The organism is Pseudomonas arabinosi (genome assembly GCF_047758675.1).
Taxonomy (GTDB): Bacteria; Pseudomonadota; Gammaproteobacteria; order Pseudomonadales; family Pseudomonadaceae; genus Aquipseudomonas; species Aquipseudomonas arabinosi.
Genome location: NZ_CP180480.1, coordinates 3,619,569 through 3,635,417 on the forward strand (window position 1 = coordinate 3,619,569; position 15,849 = coordinate 3,635,417).

15 protein-coding genes are annotated in these 15,849 nt (G+C 58.8%); 3 read left to right on the plus strand and 12 right to left on the minus strand.

Features of this window, described 5'->3' with window-relative positions:
• Positions 1–155 precede the first annotated feature (155 nt).
• Complete coding sequence (locus ACMXYJ_RS17015; protein ID WP_415756094.1) at positions 156–2,255, plus strand: hypothetical protein; 2,100 nt, start codon at positions 156–158, stop codon at positions 2,253–2,255.
• Positions 2,256–2,589: 334 nt separating this feature from the next.
• On the opposite strand, the gene pncA is transcribed toward ACMXYJ_RS17015, so the two are convergent.
• The 4 genes from pncA to ACMXYJ_RS17035 are packed head-to-tail and all read right to left on the minus strand — an operon-like array spanning position 2,590 to position 5,133.
• A complete protein-coding gene (pncA, locus tag ACMXYJ_RS17020) occupies positions 2,590–3,219 on the minus strand; it encodes a bifunctional nicotinamidase/pyrazinamidase (protein WP_415756095.1) in 630 nt (209 codons plus the stop codon).
• 52 nt (positions 3,220–3,271) lie between these two features.
• The gene (locus ACMXYJ_RS17025; RefSeq protein WP_415756096.1) at positions 3,272–4,048 is read right to left on the minus strand and encodes an anti-sigma factor family protein; all 777 of its coding nucleotides are present in this window, start codon (positions 4,046–4,048) and stop codon (positions 3,272–3,274) included.
• On the minus strand, positions 4,045–4,542 hold the full coding sequence (locus ACMXYJ_RS17030; RefSeq protein ID WP_415760747.1) for an RNA polymerase sigma factor: 498 nt from the start codon (positions 4,540–4,542) through the stop codon (positions 4,045–4,047). The genes ACMXYJ_RS17025 and ACMXYJ_RS17030 overlap by 4 nt, the downstream gene beginning before the upstream one ends.
• 54 nt (positions 4,543–4,596) lie before the next feature.
• Positions 4,597–5,133 (minus strand): tetratricopeptide repeat protein, encoded by a 537-nt coding sequence (locus ACMXYJ_RS17035; RefSeq protein ID WP_415756097.1) that lies wholly within the window; start codon positions 5,131–5,133, stop codon positions 4,597–4,599.
• Between the two features lie 226 nt (positions 5,134–5,359).
• On the opposite strand from ACMXYJ_RS17035, the gene ACMXYJ_RS17040 reads away from it, so the two are divergent.
• Positions 5,360–6,133, plus strand: a complete 774-nt coding sequence (locus ACMXYJ_RS17040; RefSeq protein WP_415756098.1) for a class I SAM-dependent methyltransferase — start codon at positions 5,360–5,362, stop codon at positions 6,131–6,133.
• On the opposite strand, the gene ACMXYJ_RS17045 is transcribed toward ACMXYJ_RS17040, so the two are convergent.
• From ACMXYJ_RS17045 to ACMXYJ_RS17070, 6 genes are all read right to left on the minus strand, one after another.
• The gene (locus tag ACMXYJ_RS17045; protein ID WP_415756099.1) at positions 6,130–7,083 is read right to left on the minus strand and encodes a D-2-hydroxyacid dehydrogenase family protein; all 954 of its coding nucleotides are present in this window, start codon (positions 7,081–7,083) and stop codon (positions 6,130–6,132) included. The genes ACMXYJ_RS17040 and ACMXYJ_RS17045 overlap by 4 nt on opposite strands.
• 13 nt (positions 7,084–7,096) lie before the next feature.
• Positions 7,097–8,122: an alpha/beta fold hydrolase gene (locus tag ACMXYJ_RS17050; RefSeq protein ID WP_415756100.1), complete on the minus strand. Its 1,026-nt coding sequence runs from the start codon at positions 8,120–8,122 to the stop codon at positions 7,097–7,099.
• A gap of 85 nt (positions 8,123–8,207) precedes the next feature.
• Positions 8,208–8,642 carry a YqaA family protein gene (locus ACMXYJ_RS17055; RefSeq protein WP_415756101.1) on the minus strand — a complete coding sequence of 145 codons (435 nt, stop codon included), beginning with the start codon at positions 8,640–8,642 and terminating at the stop codon, positions 8,208–8,210.
• On the minus strand, positions 8,642–9,088 hold the full coding sequence (locus ACMXYJ_RS17060; protein WP_415756102.1) for a DUF411 domain-containing protein: 447 nt from the start codon (positions 9,086–9,088) through the stop codon (positions 8,642–8,644). The genes ACMXYJ_RS17055 and ACMXYJ_RS17060 overlap by 1 nt, the downstream gene beginning before the upstream one ends.
• Positions 9,089–9,292: 204 nt before the next feature.
• Entirely contained in the window at positions 9,293–11,284 is a 1,992-nt protein-coding gene (locus ACMXYJ_RS17065; RefSeq protein WP_415756103.1) for a methyl-accepting chemotaxis protein, read from the minus strand.
• Between the two features lie 275 nt (positions 11,285–11,559).
• Positions 11,560–12,555, minus strand: coding sequence for an aldo/keto reductase (locus tag ACMXYJ_RS17070; protein WP_415756104.1), 996 nt, complete (start codon positions 12,553–12,555; stop codon positions 11,560–11,562).
• Between the two features lie 118 nt (positions 12,556–12,673).
• Here ACMXYJ_RS17070 and ACMXYJ_RS17075 point away from each other — a divergent pair, with 118 nt between their 5' ends.
• Complete coding sequence (locus ACMXYJ_RS17075) at positions 12,674–13,600, plus strand: LysR family transcriptional regulator (RefSeq protein WP_415756105.1); 927 nt, start codon at positions 12,674–12,676, stop codon at positions 13,598–13,600.
• On the opposite strand, the gene ACMXYJ_RS17080 is transcribed toward ACMXYJ_RS17075, so the two are convergent.
• Both ACMXYJ_RS17080 and ACMXYJ_RS17085 read right to left on the minus strand, forming a co-directional pair.
• A complete protein-coding gene (locus ACMXYJ_RS17080; protein ID WP_415756106.1) occupies positions 13,589–14,542 on the minus strand; it encodes a GNAT family N-acetyltransferase in 954 nt (317 codons plus the stop codon). The two genes, ACMXYJ_RS17075 and ACMXYJ_RS17080, sit on opposite strands and share 12 nt — an antisense overlap.
• Positions 14,542–15,831: a phenylacetate--CoA ligase family protein gene (locus ACMXYJ_RS17085; RefSeq protein ID WP_415756107.1), complete on the minus strand. Its 1,290-nt coding sequence runs from the start codon at positions 15,829–15,831 to the stop codon at positions 14,542–14,544. The genes ACMXYJ_RS17080 and ACMXYJ_RS17085 overlap by 1 nt, the downstream gene beginning before the upstream one ends.
• Between the last annotated feature and the right edge of the window lie 18 nt (positions 15,832–15,849).

Sequence of the window (15,849 nt, forward strand, 5' to 3'; positions counted from 1 at the left end):
ACCCGAATCGACGGACGGTAGTGATTATCGGGCTGTTTTCGGCCTGATCTGTCACATTTGACAGTAGCCAGACAGGCGCCATGGATGTTCCATAGCCTCCACAGCTTTCCACCTTTTCCATCCCCGGAACGCTGCCAATGACAGGGAGCGCTTCCATGACCGACATGTCCGTACTGACGCTATTCGCGCCACGAATTCCAGGCTGGCAAGCTGTTGTGCCTGGCGCAATCAACGCTCACGGCGGGATCCCACTGGCGCTGACCTATCTCTATCCCGGTCAAGGGGTAAAAGTACTGGTCGACGCTTATCTGGAACAATTGGCCGAAGACAGCATCGATCTTTACCTCAATGGCGTTGTGGTGGATGTGGCTATCGTCGAGTCCACGACGGACAAGCTGTTTACCCTATACCTGCCCGTAAAAGCGCTGCTCGACGGACTCAATACCCTCCACTACACCGTCCGGCGCGGCTCGGAGAATATCGACTCTTCGACGACATTGAGGGCGTGGTTCCATAAGCTGCGTCCAGGGCTCAAGGACCTTGAAGGTAACCATGAGTGGCACTCGGAACTGGCGATCAATGTGTTGCCGCCCAACGTGCTGGACGACGGGGTAGACCCTGAACAGGCCCGGCAAGGGGTGATTTGTACCGCGTTTTATCCTTTAACGAGAGCGTTCGACAAGATTCGCGTGAGGTGCGGGGGCGAAACGATTGACCACGTAGTCACCGAGGATGAGGCGAGATCCGGCGACCCCGTTCAGGTACGAATCGAGGAAGCGGTGTTCAAAGAGGTCGGTGACACTGCGAAATGCGTTCTGACCTATACCGTGTGGGACTGGATTGGTAACAGCGTTGATCTGGACGCACTTTGGTCGGCGGCCCTCGAACTGTTCGTTAGCCTGAACGGCATCTGGCTGGAACCACCGCTGGTGAGCGAAGACCCGAACGATGCCTCGGACGATCCGGACAATATCGATTTGGGCAAGCTTGCAGGAAGGCCGGCGATTGCCCAAGTGCATGCGCAGCGGTCCTGGCAACGCGATGACGTTATCGAACTGACCTGCACATTCAAAACGGCATCAGGTGCATCCGAAGCGTTAATTCTGAAAGAGACCGTGGTCAGCGCGCCGTTCATTTACAAACTGTCGGTACCTCACGCTCACTTCGTGGCAGCGGTGGGTGGTTCAGCCACCTTCAAATATAAGCTGCTGCGCGCGGGCAAAGAGGTCGGCCGGTCCTTCACGACTCGGGTCGATGTGATTGGTGAGGCGCTGATCGATCTGCCACTGGTGACGGTTGTGGGTGTACCGGGACTGGTGGTTGATCCGCTCGCCAGTTTGGCTGGCCAAATTGCGCGCGTCGAATTTGCCCAGGCGCAGACGGGCGACCAATGCCAACTCTTTGCCCGCCCCGTGACGGCGAACGGCCTGCCGACATTTACCGCCAAGGCATTCAATGCCAATAACCGGGTCAATAACACGCTGGCGATTGAAGACCTGGTTGCCCGACACGGCACGGTGATCCGCTTGCCGTGGGAGCTGATGCGAAACGGCATCAAGACCCGCTCGAAACCGACATTGCTGACGGTGCAGAAAATTGCCGATGGGGATTCGAGACTGCCAACGCCGAAGGTGCCTCAGGCGCCGGATGACAAGGTGTTGGATTTGGGTAAGTTTGAAGGTGATGCCGAGGTGAAGGTGTTGCCGTGGTTGGGGATTCGGGAAGGGCAAGAAGTTGAACTGAAGTGTGTCGGGATCGATAGCGCGGGCGCTGAGTATGTGATTCTGCTGCTGGAAGCACATAAAGTAACGGAGGCGGAGATGAACTCGGGGCTTAGTGTACCGGTGCCGCGGGGGAAACTGCAGGGATTGAAGAATGACAGCACGTTAACGGTGACTTTGAGGGTGTTGTTCGGTCAAGCCGCCAGCCCGGTTGCTCCGGTTTTATTCCCTGTGTTGAGCCTGAATGTATTAGTTGTTCCTCCAGTGCTGCATGAGGGATTTGAAACAGGCGTTGTGGGGGCTAAACCCGTCGGTACAGTGATGGATTTTCCAGCCATGACTGTTACGGTAGTGAGAGGGAATGTGCAATTGGGCGCGGATGGTAGTGCTTACGGCCCGCCTATCACTTTGAAGTATTTATATATAGCGCCTGGCGCAACTCTTAGGTTTACCGTTGAAAACGGCCGCGAGAAGTGTGAGGTTTGGTATAGCGGACTCCTCCGGAATTCCGTCGTCGGTTCAGTGTTACGATGAAAATAATCAATTAATTGTCTCGCGTAGCACGCCTGCATACGGTGGTGCGTATCAAGTTTGGGCTGACTATGCTGGTACAGCTAATCAAAAAATAAAGATCATGGATATCACGGATGGAGGAGGGGATTCGTTTCTCGATAACTTCACCATGCAGTATTAGTTGATGAGACGGATTATTAACAAATCGACCTGACACTGTCTCTGTGGCGGGGGGCTTGCCTCCTGTTCGGCTGCGAAGCAGCCGTAAATTCTGCCAGTGCAGTGTGACTGACAGAATGCTGGGGGCCGCTTCGCGACCCAACGGGGGCAAGCCCCCTCACCACAGGGTGCAGTGTCAGGCGATTAATTCGGTGGATTCAATCAACCCAACCCCAGCCACCTGCATCCGCTCGATCGCTGCGGCCAGTGAGCCGTCCAGATCAATCGCCCGACACGCATCCAGCACCACAAACGCGTTAAACCCTGCCGCCCGCGCATCCAGCGCCGAGAACATCACACAGAAATCGAGTGCCAGCCCAACCAGATAAACCGTGTCGACACCGCGTTCCTTCAAATACCCGGCCAAGCCTGTGGTGGTCGTTCGGTCCGCCTCCAGAAACGCCGAGTAACTGTCGATGTCCGGGTTGCAGCCCTTGCGGATGATCAGTTGGGCGTGGGGCAGGTCCAGATCGTTGTGCAACTCGGCACCGGGTGTGGCTCGCACGCAATGGTCTGGCCAGAGCGTCTGCTCGCCATAAGGCAGTTGAATCACGTCATAAGGTGCGTGGCCCGGATGGCTGGAGGCGAAGGACGCATGTCCGGCCGGGTGCCAGTCCTGGGCGATGATGACTTGGGTAAACCGGGCGCCGAGGCGGTTGATCAGCGGGACGATCCGGTCGCCCTCAGGCACCGGTAGATGGCCGCCGGGGATGAAGTCGTTCTGGACGTCGATGACCAGCAAGGCTGTGCGTGAAGAAATAGGCATGGGTGGGTTTTCCTCCTTGGAAATGAGACACCCAGCATAGTGACAAAACGGATCAGGCGCTCAGCCGACCTCTCAACAACTTCGCCATGTCCTCCAGGTCCGCCACCGGGTTATGCCCGATCAGCATCCAGGCATGTTGCATGTCAGCCCAATAGACAATGTTCATCCCGTACCGGCGCTCCTGGGCGAAATGCCGGCTGCCGCTGTTGGAGCGGGTGACGCACAGCGCCATGGGGCCGTGCGCCGGGTCCAGGTAGGTGATTTGGGCAATGGCGACGCCGTCGTACTCCAGGATTTGCGCGCGCTTGAGCTCGGAGCGTGGCAGGGCCAGTTGCGCCGGCACGAGATTCAGGCCCAGACGCGCATCAATGGTCCGCAGTTGCGCCCGCTGATTGGCTTCGTCAGTGGACAAGTGGTCCAGGGTTTGCGGCACGTAGAGCGACATGTACTCGGCTACCAGCCCGCGCCAGTTTTCCTTTTGCTGGCTCAGCTGCCAGCCGAGGAACAGCCGATCCGCCAGCACGCCACTCACCACCAATCCGGCGGCCGCCGCGAGAAACCAGCGCCGATTCATGGCCGGGCGTTCAGGTGAAGGCAAGGTGTCGAGCATCGATTGCAAGCGGTCCATAGGTGCCTGTCGACCCAACTCGTCGTAGGCCTCCTTGAACGGCAGGCTGCTGCGGGCCAGCCATTGCAGGCGCAGGTTGAGCGTTGGGTCCTCGGCAATGGCCGCTTCGATGCGGGTGCGCTGTTCGCTGTCGAGCTGGTCGTCGAGGTAGGCCACCAGTTGCTCATCCGTGGGTACCGTCGGGCGTGCGTGATCGTTCATCGACGTTCTCCAGTGGAAGGGTTCGGCACGGTGTGCAATGGCGGGTACTCGGCCAGTTTCGCGCGTGCAGCGGCCAGGCGACTCATGACAGTGCCGATGGGAACTTCCAGCACGTCGGCCACTTCGCGGTAGGACAAGCCCTCGACGTAAGCGAGAAACACCGTTTCGCGCTGGGCTTCGGGCAGAGCATCAACGCGCCTGATCACCTGAGCCGCGAGGACATGGGTTTGCGCCGCGTATTCACCGTCGAACGACAAGGCGTTGTCGGCATCCACCAGCCCCTGTCCATGACGCACCCTTCGGGAGCGCACTTCGTTGAGCCAGATCGAATGCAGAATACTCAGCAACCAACGGTCCATGCGGGTGCCCGGGACAAACTGCCCGGCTCGCTCGAGCGCCCGCACGCAGGTCGCCTGCACCAGGTCTTCGGCGACATGCCGTTGCCGGGACAACAGCAAGCCGTAGCGCCATAAACGCGCCAGGTGCTGGCCCAGCTCTGCCCGTATTGCCTGATCGCTGGCGATGGCGACCTCCGTCTGCTCGGTGTCTCAGGTTTTCGATGAATCGTTGATGGCTTCGGCCAGGTCCTGGTATTCCTCGCAGGTGGTGCTGCCGCAGATGGATTTGATCTGCTGCAACTGTTCCTGAGCGAGGTCCAGCCGACCTTTGATCACATACGCTTCGCCGAGGTATTCGCGAACTTGCGCGTAGTGCGGGTCAAGTTTGACCGATTGCAGGTAATAACCGATGCCTTCGTCGGTGCGCCCCAGTTTACGCGTAGCGTAGCCGCGATAGTTCAAAGCCTTGGCGGTGTTTGGCACTTTGAGGGTGTCAAGCAGGGCCAAGGCCTCTTCGTAGCGACCGTCCTTGGCCAGGCGATAAGCGTAATCGGTGCGGTCGGCGTCCGGTACCAGGCTGCTGGTTTGCTTGAGGCATTTTTGCGACCTGGAGTCGAAGACCTGTCCTTTGGGGCAATTGGGTCTTGCCGGGGCGTCATCGCCACCACCATTGGCGAACGCCAGCGAACTGGACAAGGCGACCGCCAGCAGCAACTGGACGGTTAACACAGCGAGACGGGTGTTCATGGGCGATGCTCCACAGGTTCATTCAGCCAGTGCAGGCTCATGGTCAGGCGGTCGTAACGTGTCGCCGCGTTCAGGTTTGGGGTGTTCATGGGCAATTCTCAGGGGCGATGAAAGGTGAACACCACAGGGTGAACAATTATTCATTTCTTTCTGGCGGTCTGTGCAAGGAAAGCTCAAATCGAGGCGCTATGCTCGACAGCATTCGTTGTCGATCTGGAGCACTGCCATGAAAGATCAGGTCCATCACTCGGCCGCTGCCGGCTATAAAACCGGCGCTGATACCTACGTTCGCGGTCGTCCGGACTATCCGGCGCAAGTGGCCGATTGGCTAACGGGCACTCTTGGATTGAACGCGGACAAAGCCGTGGTTGATCTGGGCGCCGGCACTGGCAAGTTCACCGGTCGGCTGGTGGCGACCGGCGCGCAAGTGATTGCAGTGGAGCCGGTGGCGCAGATGCTCGAGAAATTGTCCGAAGCCTTCCCCGAAGTGTTGGCCGTCAGCGGCACCGCCATGGACCTGCCGCTGCCGGATGCGTCGGTGGACGTGGTGATCTGCGCCCAGGCTTTTCACTGGTTTGCCAGCACCGAAGCGCTGATCGAAATTGCCCGTGTACTCAAACCCGGTGGCAAGCTGGGGCTGGTGTGGAATCAGCGTGATTCCCGGGTGAGCTGGGTGCCGAAACTGGATGCGATCGTCAATGCGCTGGAGGGCGATACGCCGCGCTATTACACCGGGACCTGGCGGCAGGCGTTTCCGCATCCGGCGTTCGGACCGCTGCAGGAACAGCGCTTCAGCCATGGCCATACAGGTTCGCCCGAGGATGTGATTTTCAACCGCGTGCGCTCCACCAGTTTTGTGGCGGCATTACCAGCGGAGGAGCGGGCGAAGGTGGATGAGCAGATCAGGGCGCTGATTGCGGCGGAGCCTGACCTGCGTGGCAGAGACGTGGTGACGGTGCCCTATGAGACGGCGGCGTTTGTGGCGGTGAAGGGCGGTTAGCCCAACAACCGAATCGGTTCTCCCGCAGACCAGGCTTGAATGTCCTCAATCATCTGCGAAAAAAACTGGTGGTAGTTCTGCTGGCTGACATACCCGACGTGGGGCGTGGCCAGCACATTGTCCAGGGTTCTGAACGGATGATGAGGCGGCAAGGGTTCCTGCTCGAAGACATCCAGCGCAGCACCGGCCAGTCGCCGTTTCTGCAACGCCTTGATCAACGCGGCCTCATCGACAATCGGACCACGGGCCGTGTTGACCAGCAGCGCCGAGGGCTTCATCCAGTCCAGCGCCTGGGCGTCGACCAAGCCACGGCTACGATCGCTGAGCACCAGATGGACCGACAGCACATCGGCCTGTTCGAACAGTTCCTGCTTGCTGACGTAGGTCACGCCGACTTCGGCTGCGCGTTCGGCGGTCAGGTTCTCGCTCCAGGCAATCACCCGCATGCCGAATACTTGACCGAACTGGGCAACGCGAGTGCCGATGCTGCCCAGACCGAGGATCGCCAGGGTCTTGCCGTGCAGGTCGCCACCCAGGCTTTGCTGCCATAAACCGGCGCGCAGGGCATTGGCTTCGACCACCAGGTTGCGGGTCGCCGCCATGATCAGCGCCCAGGTCAGTTCCGGCGCGGCGTGCTTGTAACTGTCGGTGCCACAGACCTGGATACCCAGCGCGGTGGCGGCTTTCAGGTCCAGGGCGGCGTTGCGCATGCTACCGGTGGCCAGCAGCTTGAGTTTCGGCAAGCGCCGCAGCAGGTCCTCATCGAACCGGGTGCGTTCGCGCATCACGCAGATCACCTCGAATTCGCCCAACCGTGCCGCCAGGGTTTCGTTGTCGGCAGGGTAGTCATGGAGGAAGCTCACTTCGCCGATGTCGTCCAGCACCGACCAGTCCACCACGCCACGGGCCACGTCCTGCCAGTCATCAATCACCGCAATCTGCACTGCCATCAGCCTTACCTCATCAATGAACGGGGTTGGTTTTGTTCAACCAGGCGAGCAGGGCCAGGTGGAATTGCGCCGGTTCTTCCATCTGCGGCGCGTGGCCCATGCCGAGGAATTCGACCAGCGTCGATTGGGGAATCAGTTTCGCCACCTGCTTGCCGAGCACGTCGTAGTGACCGAGTTTCGCCTTGACCTCGGGCGGTGCGATGTCGCTGCCGATGGCGGTAGTGTCGGATGTACCGATCAGCAGCAGGGTCGGCATCTTCAGGTCCTTGAACTCGTAGTACACCGGTTGGGTGAAGATCATGTCGTAGATCAGCGCCGAATTCCACGCCACCTGCGTGTGCCCCGGTCCTTTGTTCAGCCCGGCGAGCATGTCTACCCAGCGATCGAATTCCGGCTTCCAGCGGCCGCCGTAATAGGTGTTGCGTTCATAGGTGCGGATGCCGTCGGCCGTGAGTTTCAGCTCGCGTTCGTACCATTGATCAACTGTGCGATACGGTACGCCGAGGGCTTTCCAGTCTTCCAGGCCGATGGGATTGACCAGTGCCAGTTGTTCGACTTGATCGGGGTATTGCAGCGCATAGCGAGTGGCGAGCATGCCGCCGGTGGAATGCCCGAGGAGACTGGCCTTCTGAATGCCGAGGGCTTTGAGCAGTTGCTGGGTGTTGGTCGCCAGTTGCTGGAAACTGTACTGATAGTTGTCGGGTTTACTGGAGGTGCAGAAACCGATCTGATCCGGGGCGATGACCCGGTAACCGGCCTCACTCAGGGCCTTGATCGAACTGTCCCAGGTGGCACCGCAGAAGTTCTTGCCGTGCATCAGCACCACGCTGCGTCCATTGGCCTTGCCGTGGGCGGCGACATCCATGTAACCCATTTGCAGGGATTTGCCCTGGGACTCGAAGGCGAAATGCTTGACCGTGTAGGGGTACTCGAAGCCTTGCAGCTCCGGGCCATATTCCGGGCCTTCGGCGTGGGCGATGACAGGTAATGCAGCGGTCAGCAGCAGGCCGGGCAGCCAGCGGGAGCGGGTGAGGGACATGGGCGAACTCCATTGGAAATCGGCCGATGCTGGATCGGCATGATTAGGGCGACATTAAACACAGGCAATCGCCGTGGATGATCGTTCAACCCATCCAGCCCAATGTGGCCACGGCCAGCACACCATAACGGGCGCCTTTGGCGAGTGTCACGATCAGCAGGAATCGCCCCAGCGGCTCGCGCATCACGCCGGCCACCAAGGTCAGCGGATCACCGATCACAGGCACCCAGCTCAGCAGCAATGACCAATGACCGTAACGCTGATAATGGACTCGGGCTTTTTCCAGATGGCGCGGGCTGACCGGAAACCAGCGCCGATCACGAAACCGCTCGATACCGTGCCCCAGCCACCAGTTCAGCAGTGACCCCAGAACATTGCCCAATGTCGCCACGGCGAGCAGCGACCAGAGCCCATACTTGCCGCTGAGCAACAGCCCCACCAACACCGCTTTGGACTGCAAGGGCAGCAAGGTGGCTGCGCCGAATGCGGCGAAGAACAGCCCGATGTACGCACCGAACATCAATGGGCGGGGTAGTCCGCCACCACCACGTCAGTGCCGTCTTTTTTCAGACCGATCACTTGATAGGCATCGCTCATGCCGTCCATTTCCATGCCCGGCGAACCCATGGGCATGCCGGGGGCGGCAACACCCAACAGATCGTCGCGCTTGCTCAAGGCCAGCACCTGATCGGCAGGGACATGACCTTCAACGAACTTGCCGTTGATCAAGCCGGTATGACACGACGCCAGACGCGGAGGCACGCCGTGCTGTTGCTTGAATTCGCTCATGCTGGCTTCGACGCGATCGTCGACTTTGAAGCCGTTGGCTTCCAGATGGCTGATCCATTTTTTGCAGCAACCGCAATTGGCATCGCGATGGACTTCAATCGGGATCAGGTCGGCGGCCTGGGCCAGGGAGGAAATGAACAGGGCGCTCAGGGCGACCAGACGCAGGTGGGTTCGCATGGGGAATCTCGTGTCGAATTGCGGCCAAAAAAATGCATTCTGACCATTTTTTTTGGCCAGGCATCCAAGGAGTGTTTCGAAGTAATACAAAGCTGGGCAGCCTTGATCATCGTAGATCAAAGCTGTCAGTCAGATGAGGCGCACATTACAAGATTGTCAGGTTGGCCGCTGAGTGCCGGGGACGGCACTCAGGGTAGAGCAGAATTAACGAACCTTGAACCGCCCCATGATCGCGCTCACGCGACTGTTGGCTTCCAGCAGTTGGCGGGTATTGAGCTCGCTGGCCTGACCGCTTTTCACCAGTTCGTCGACCATGTGGCGGATTTGCACCATGCTGCGGTTGATCTCTTCGGTCACCGCGCTTTGCTGCTCGGCGGCCGTGGCGATCTGGGTGCTGAGGCTGTTGATGTGGCTGACGTTGCCGGCCATTTCATCCAGACCGGTGTTGACCCGTGCCGTGGCATCAGCGGCCGACTGGCAGCTGGTCTGGGTGTTTTCCATGGCGGTTACCGATGAACTCACACCTTGAGTCAGGCGCGTCAGCATTTCATTGATTTGCGACGTACTGGCCTGAGTGCGGGCGGCGAGGGCGCGGACTTCATCGGCGACTACCGCAAAACCGCGGCCCTGCTCGCCGGCGCGGGCGGCTTCGATGGCCGCATTGAGGGCCAACAGATTGGTTTGCCCGGCAATGGCACCGATCACCCCCAGGATCTCGGTGATGCGTTGAGCATCCTGTTGCATGCTTTCGACTTTATGGGTGGCGCTGGCCACTTCGTCGATCAGCGCAATCACGCTGCTGGACGCTTCGCCCACCACGACCCGCGAACGGTCGGCGTTTTCGTTGGCGCGTTGGGTGAAGGCCGCGGTTTCGGCGGCATTCTGCGCGACGCTTTCGGCGGTCGAACTCATCTCGGTGATGGCGGTGACGGTCTGATCGGTTTCCGAGGCGTGACGCACCAGAATCTGGCTGGTGTGGGCGGAGGTGCGTTGCAGGTTCTCCAGGCTGGAAGCCATGGCGCCGGTGGCCTGGGTGACTTCGCCGATCATGCTCTGCAAGTAGGCGATGAAGGCGTTGACCGAGTGGCCAATGGCGCCCAGTTCGTCTTCGGCGCGAATGGTAATGCGTTTGGTCAAGTCGGCATCACCGGCCGACAGCGCATCGATATTGGCCTTCAGGGTTTTCATGCGCTGGACTAGTTGGCGAATCGCATAGATCTGTAGCAACACCAGCAGGATCACCATCGGGATTTGCAGCAGGCTCAGCGTGCTGAGCACGTCGTCACGCTGGGCGGTGATCAGCTTGGTCGGCAGGGCGGTGGCGAGGAACCAAGGCGTGCCTTCGATCGGGCGCATGAAGAAGGTGCTGGCTTCGCCGTTGTTGTCGAACTCGACCCGCTGCGACTGGTCACGGTTTTGCAGGCCGGCCTTCACCTGGGTGGCGAACGGCGAGTTGCTGGCCAGCTCACTGATGTTCTTCAGCACGATCGGCCCGCTGATGCGCGAGCTGTTGCTGATGATCTTGCCGTCGGCTTCGACGATCAGCATTTCGGCGCCGAGGTCTTTCTCCTTGCGTGCCACCAGTTCATTGAAAAAGCCCAGGGTCACGTCGATGGTCGACACGCCGTAGGCCGCGCCATTTTTCTGGATGGCCATAGCGCAGTTGGTGCGTGGCTCGGCGCTGGCGTCATCTTTATAGGCGGCCGCCCACGCGCATTGGCCGCGCGGGGTTTGCATGCCGCCCTTGTACCAGGTCTGGTCGTAATAGTTGGGTGCGGCGTCGCTGTTCCAGAAGGTGTTAACCGCCAGTTTGCCCGAGGCATCCCGGTGCCAGAATGTGCTGAATTTGTTGCGCCCGGCTTCACGTTGGCCTGGCAGCGGCCAGATCCCGCCGCCGAAGACTTTCAGCTCGCCGTACTGGTCGACCAGGCCCGGCAGGACGATGTCGATGGCGGCGCTGTCGAGCAGGGGAATGGTCTGGGTGATGCTGCGCTGTTGGGACTGAACCTTGTTCAGTTCGCCCTGGATTTGCTCGGCGACTTCGGCGATGCGGTTGAGGGCCACTTGTTCTTCGGTGTGACGCAGCTTCGGTGCGACCAATTGGCTGATGCCGGCCACTGTCAGCACAAACAACAGCAGGATGAACAGGACCAGAAACAGCGTGTAACGAGCCTGAATGGTACGGAATGCGGGCATGGGACCGGTCCTTAGAGCAGCGTTCTTGTTGTGATTATCGGTATGAAATCGGCGCTTCCAAGGGCTATCGGCTTGGAGATGCCGAGCTTTAGGTACGATCGTACAAGAACGTCGCGAGGTGATGGACGGTGCGCAATGAAAGGTGTCGTAGTAGATGCAAACTAACTAATCACCGTGTACTTAGTACGACAGTGCCGACCGACAAGGCGTCAGGTTCAAGGCGTGACGCCCGATTGCCCTGGCCCGCTCAACTTGTCGAATGGGCCAGGTGTCGGTTACCGGTCAAGTAACTCCATGACTTCTTCCGGGTAACGTAAACCGGCCGTGGCATTGGCCGGGAATATCGCTTCCAGCGCTTGCAAGTCTTCGCCGCTGAGCGTCACATTCAGCGCGGCCACATTTTCTTCCAGGTATTTACGCTGTTTGGTTCCCGGAATCGGGATCACGTCATCACCCTGAGCCAGTACCCATGCCAGCGCCAGTTGGCCGGCGGTCACGCCTTTTTCTGCGGCCAGGTCCTGCACTTGCCGCACCAACAACAGATTCTTGGCGAAGTTCTCGCCTTGAAAACGCGGGCTGAAGCGACGGTAGTCATCTGCCGCGAAATTATCAGGGCTTTTCAGCGATCCGGTGAGAAAGCCACGGCCCAAAGGGCTGTAGGGGACGAAGGCGACACCCAGACGCTGACACGCGGCCAGACAACCGTTTTCCTCCTGATCACGGCTCCACAACGAATACTCACTTTGCAGTGCACTGATCGGATGAACCTTGTGTGCCCGCTCAAGCGTTGCGACCGAGGCCTCGCTCAAACCCAGGTACCGAACCTTGCCGGCTTTCACCAGGTCGGCCATGGCGCCGATTGTTTCCTCGATGGCCACCTGCGGATCGATGCGGTGCTGGTAGTACAAATCCAGGGTCTCGACACCGAGGCGCTTGAGGGTGCCGTCGATAGCGGCGTGAATGTACTCCGGTCGGCCGTTGACGCCCCGCGCAACCGGGTTGGCCGGGTCGCGAACAATGCCGAATTTGCTGGCCAGAAACACCTGGTCGCGTTTGCCGACGATGGCTTTGCCGATCAGTTCTTCGTTCGTGTGCGGTCCGTACATGTCGGCGGTGTCGAGCAGGTTGATCCCCAACTCCAGTGCGCGGTGCAGAGTGGCCGTGGCTTCGTGGATGTCGACGCCAGTCGTGTAGAAATCGGTCATGCCCATGCAGCCCAGACCAATCGCGCTCACTTGTGGACCGTTTTTGCCCAGTTGACGTGTTTGCATGAAATCAGCTCCCTATGAATGTGGAGTCCATTGTTGGCCTCGACAGAAACAAGATAAACCGGCTAAAACTGCTATCACTGTTCGTAATTTCTAAATAATCAGCCGGTAATCCAAAGCAATGGACCGTTTTAACGCCATGCGCGTATTCACTCGAATCGTCGAACTGGGCGGCTTTGCCAAGGCGGCGGATAGCCTGCAATTGCCCAGGGCCTCAGTGACCGTTCTGATCAAGCAGCTGGAGGCGCATCTCGGTGTGCAGCTGTTGCAACGCACGACGCGGCAGATCAGCCTGACGCTCGACGGCGCGGCCTATTACCCTCGTTGCGTACGGTTGCTGGCGGACCTGGAGGAAACCGAAGCGGTGTTCAGCGCTGCACGCAACAATCCCAAAGGGCTATTGCGCGTGGACATGCCGGCGGGCGTGGGACGCTTGATGGTGATCCCGGCATTACCGCAATTTACAGCTCGATATCCCTTGATCGAGCTGGAAATCGGCTTGAATGACCGGCCTGTCGACTTGATTCGCGAAGGCGTCGATTGCGTGCTGCGGGGCGGCGCGTCACTGGACGATTCACTGGTGGCGCGGCCGTTGGCCATGCTGGACCAGGTCACGTGTGCCAGCCCCGAATACTTGAAGCGATTCGGAACGCCTCAGTGTCTGGCTGACCTTGAAGGCCATCAGATGGTGGAGTACTTCTCCAGCAGCAATGGCAAGCGTTATGGGCTGGAATTCATGGTCAATGATCAGGTTCAGCTGATTGATTTGCCCAAGCAAGTCTCGGTCAACAGCGCCGATGGTTATCTGGCCGCTTGTGAGGCGGGGTATGGTCTGGTCCAGACCCCGTATTACCACGTAGCCCGCCAGTTGAGCGAAGGCCGTTTGTGTGAGGTCCTCAGGACGGTGCCGACACCGGGGATGCCGCTGACGGCGCTCTACCCGCCACACCGCCAGTTGTCCCGGCGGGTGAGGGTGTTTGTCGACTGGCTGGTGGAGCTTTGCGCGCAGCCGGGCAATGACTTTTATCGAAAAGACTCATGCGGCTGAACAAGCTCTGTCCTGTGCAGTGTTACTGCTGTGTGTGTTGCCGTTTTGCTGTAAGTCGTCATGCAACTTTTGCATGTGCGGGCAGTGCAGATCGAGGTGCCGAGTCTGCGCCCCTCGATGAAACAGCGCGAACCACCCTTTACTGTATTGCGTGGCCATCAGCCCGGTGAAGGTGAAACCAAGCGCCGACAAACTGCGTAACTCTTCGGCAAAGTGCCAGGACAGTTCGAGTTTGACCGAGATCAGCCAGTGCCGGGGCAGGTGCCGAATTTGATCAAGGAGATGTTTGTTCAAGCGCTGTATGAGCATTTCGAACCGTTCATGGTGTTGTTCGATTTGCATGGGCAGATTGAGGCAAGGCGCCATGCCCTGGTGAGTGCCAAACACTGAACAAAGGTGCAGCATGAACGCTCGGCAACTGTCGGGCCACGGGATATTGGGGAGCGGGCGCGCGTGTCCTTCATTGATGTGATAACCCAGCACCATGGTTTCCCGTAACGGGTCAGCGAGCGGCGACGCGATGTAGTCGGGAAGCAAACCCGTGCTGTGGAAACCGATTTTTGCTGCCATGCGTTGGGTATACGGATGGTGAGACACTTGCTTGATCGAGAGGCTCTCGAGTTTCAAGGATTCTGAAAGCTCGATGAGTTGCGAGCCAAGTAGCGTTGCGACACTTTGTCCCTGAGCGGCGGGATGTACCGCCATGAGCGCCATTTCAGCGGTTAATGAAATCGCATCGAGGCACAACGCGGCGTGCCCCAGCACCCGCTTGTCGTCCACCGCAACGATGGATTGCCAGCGGCCCTCGGTATTGTGCTGACTGATCATGGCCGGTAAGTAAATATCTGGCCTGCCGTAATGATCGCCGTAGATCTCGCGAAATAACTGACTCACGGCCTGTGCGTCGGATGGCTGGTAGCGCCGAAAAATCAACTGGCTCATTACTCAGGCTCCGGCGAGGGGGCGTCATACACACGTAAGTCCAGGATCCGCGGTTGTTTGCCGGAACGGGGATGCAGGCTCAGGTCTGTGACTGCGCAGGACAGGACCCGCAATTCGAGCAGTCCATCGCGACTCAGGTCGTCGATGCCGGGGTATTGGATGACCAGCGCTTCTTGTAATGCCCGGAGCATGGGTTCGATATTCTGTTGGTTGGGCTCGGGTACCCATTTCATACTCAGAATGTCCTTGTAACCGGTATGTTCGATAAGTAGCTGCCATTGGTCGCTGTCGGCAATCCGCTGGACGATCTCGCTTATTTCACTGGGAAACAGTGACAGCACACCGACTCGTATCCGCTGGCTGTCGGCACTTCGCCCCTTTAGAGCAAATTTACGCCTCGGGGTCGCGAAAGGTTCACGCCAGCAGGCACTGTCACCCACCGGATAACGCAGCAGTGGCATGAGCCGACGAGTCAGATTGGTCACCACTAACCTACCGGTGCGATCGCATTCCTCGATGACTTCGCCGGTGAGTTCATCGATGATTTCCAACAGGGTATGGCGTTCGAACACTCGATGTTCGCCCAATGCACAGCCGCGGTCGGAAGCCCCGATGAGACCGGCGTCCACGCTGGCATAGCCAATCGAAGCGATGCGAGCGTTGGGAAACACGTCGGTGAAGATTGCCAGTTGCCCGGCAAACAGGCTTTCTCCTGCATAAAGCAGCGTTTCGACCCCGCTCAGCACTTGCCGCTGCTGCGACAGGTACGCGGCGAATCGTAGTAATTGTGCCGGCACCCCCGCCAGAACATTGATTCGATGCCGGGCAATGGCCTCTGCCAGTCCATCCAGTTCGACTTGGCCGGTAAACGGAAATTCGCAGATGGATTTCCCGACATGCGCCAATGAGTGATGTGTGAACAGAAAACTGGCGTAAAGATCTCCGGAAAAAAATAGATTCGCGACCCGGTCACCGTGGTTCAGTTGAGTCGCGAGACTTTGACCAAACGTACTGACCATGGCGTGCCATTCGTCGCGGGAATAAACCGAGAGCTTGCCCTGGCTGGTGGATCCCACCGTTTTAAACACCAGAGCATCATCGACAAAGCCTGTCAGGACCGGCCAGTTTTGCAGATCATTGCTGCCGGCCCAATAGTCGGTCACGTTGATCAGTGGTAAATCTTTTAATTCAATACTGTTCAGTGGTAAGTGTTTCAGGTGTGTGCGGTAGAACTTGGAGTACTGCCTTATATAAGGCACAAGTTGTTCAAGCGAGTACGGTGATTTCACTGGGTTCTCGTTTGTTAT

Coding starts and splice junctions, on each gene's coding strand:
- ACMXYJ_RS17015 (WP_415756094.1), top strand. CDS start 156: ATGACCGACATGTCCGTACTGACGCTATTCGCGCCACGAATTCCAGGC.
- pncA (WP_415756095.1), bottom strand. CDS start 3,219: ATGCCTATTTCTTCACGCACAGCCTTGCTGGTCATCGACGTCCAGAAC.
- ACMXYJ_RS17025 (WP_415756096.1), bottom strand. CDS start 4,048: ATGAACGATCACGCACGCCCGACGGTACCCACGGATGAGCAACTGGTG.
- ACMXYJ_RS17035 (WP_415756097.1), bottom strand. CDS start 5,133: ATGAACACCCGTCTCGCTGTGTTAACCGTCCAGTTGCTGCTGGCGGTC.
- ACMXYJ_RS17040 (WP_415756098.1), top strand. CDS start 5,360: ATGAAAGATCAGGTCCATCACTCGGCCGCTGCCGGCTATAAAACCGGC.
- ACMXYJ_RS17045 (WP_415756099.1), bottom strand. CDS start 7,083: ATGGCAGTGCAGATTGCGGTGATTGATGACTGGCAGGACGTGGCCCGT.
- ACMXYJ_RS17050 (WP_415756100.1), bottom strand. CDS start 8,122: ATGTCCCTCACCCGCTCCCGCTGGCTGCCCGGCCTGCTGCTGACCGCT.
- ACMXYJ_RS17055 (WP_415756101.1), bottom strand. CDS start 8,642: ATGTTCGGTGCGTACATCGGGCTGTTCTTCGCCGCATTCGGCGCAGCC.
- ACMXYJ_RS17060 (WP_415756102.1), bottom strand. CDS start 9,088: ATGCGAACCCACCTGCGTCTGGTCGCCCTGAGCGCCCTGTTCATTTCC.
- ACMXYJ_RS17065 (WP_415756103.1), bottom strand. CDS start 11,284: ATGCCCGCATTCCGTACCATTCAGGCTCGTTACACGCTGTTTCTGGTC.
- ACMXYJ_RS17070 (WP_415756104.1), bottom strand. CDS start 12,555: ATGCAAACACGTCAACTGGGCAAAAACGGTCCACAAGTGAGCGCGATT.
- ACMXYJ_RS17075 (WP_415756105.1), top strand. CDS start 12,674: ATGGACCGTTTTAACGCCATGCGCGTATTCACTCGAATCGTCGAACTG.
- ACMXYJ_RS17080 (WP_415756106.1), bottom strand. CDS start 14,542: ATGAGCCAGTTGATTTTTCGGCGCTACCAGCCATCCGACGCACAGGCC.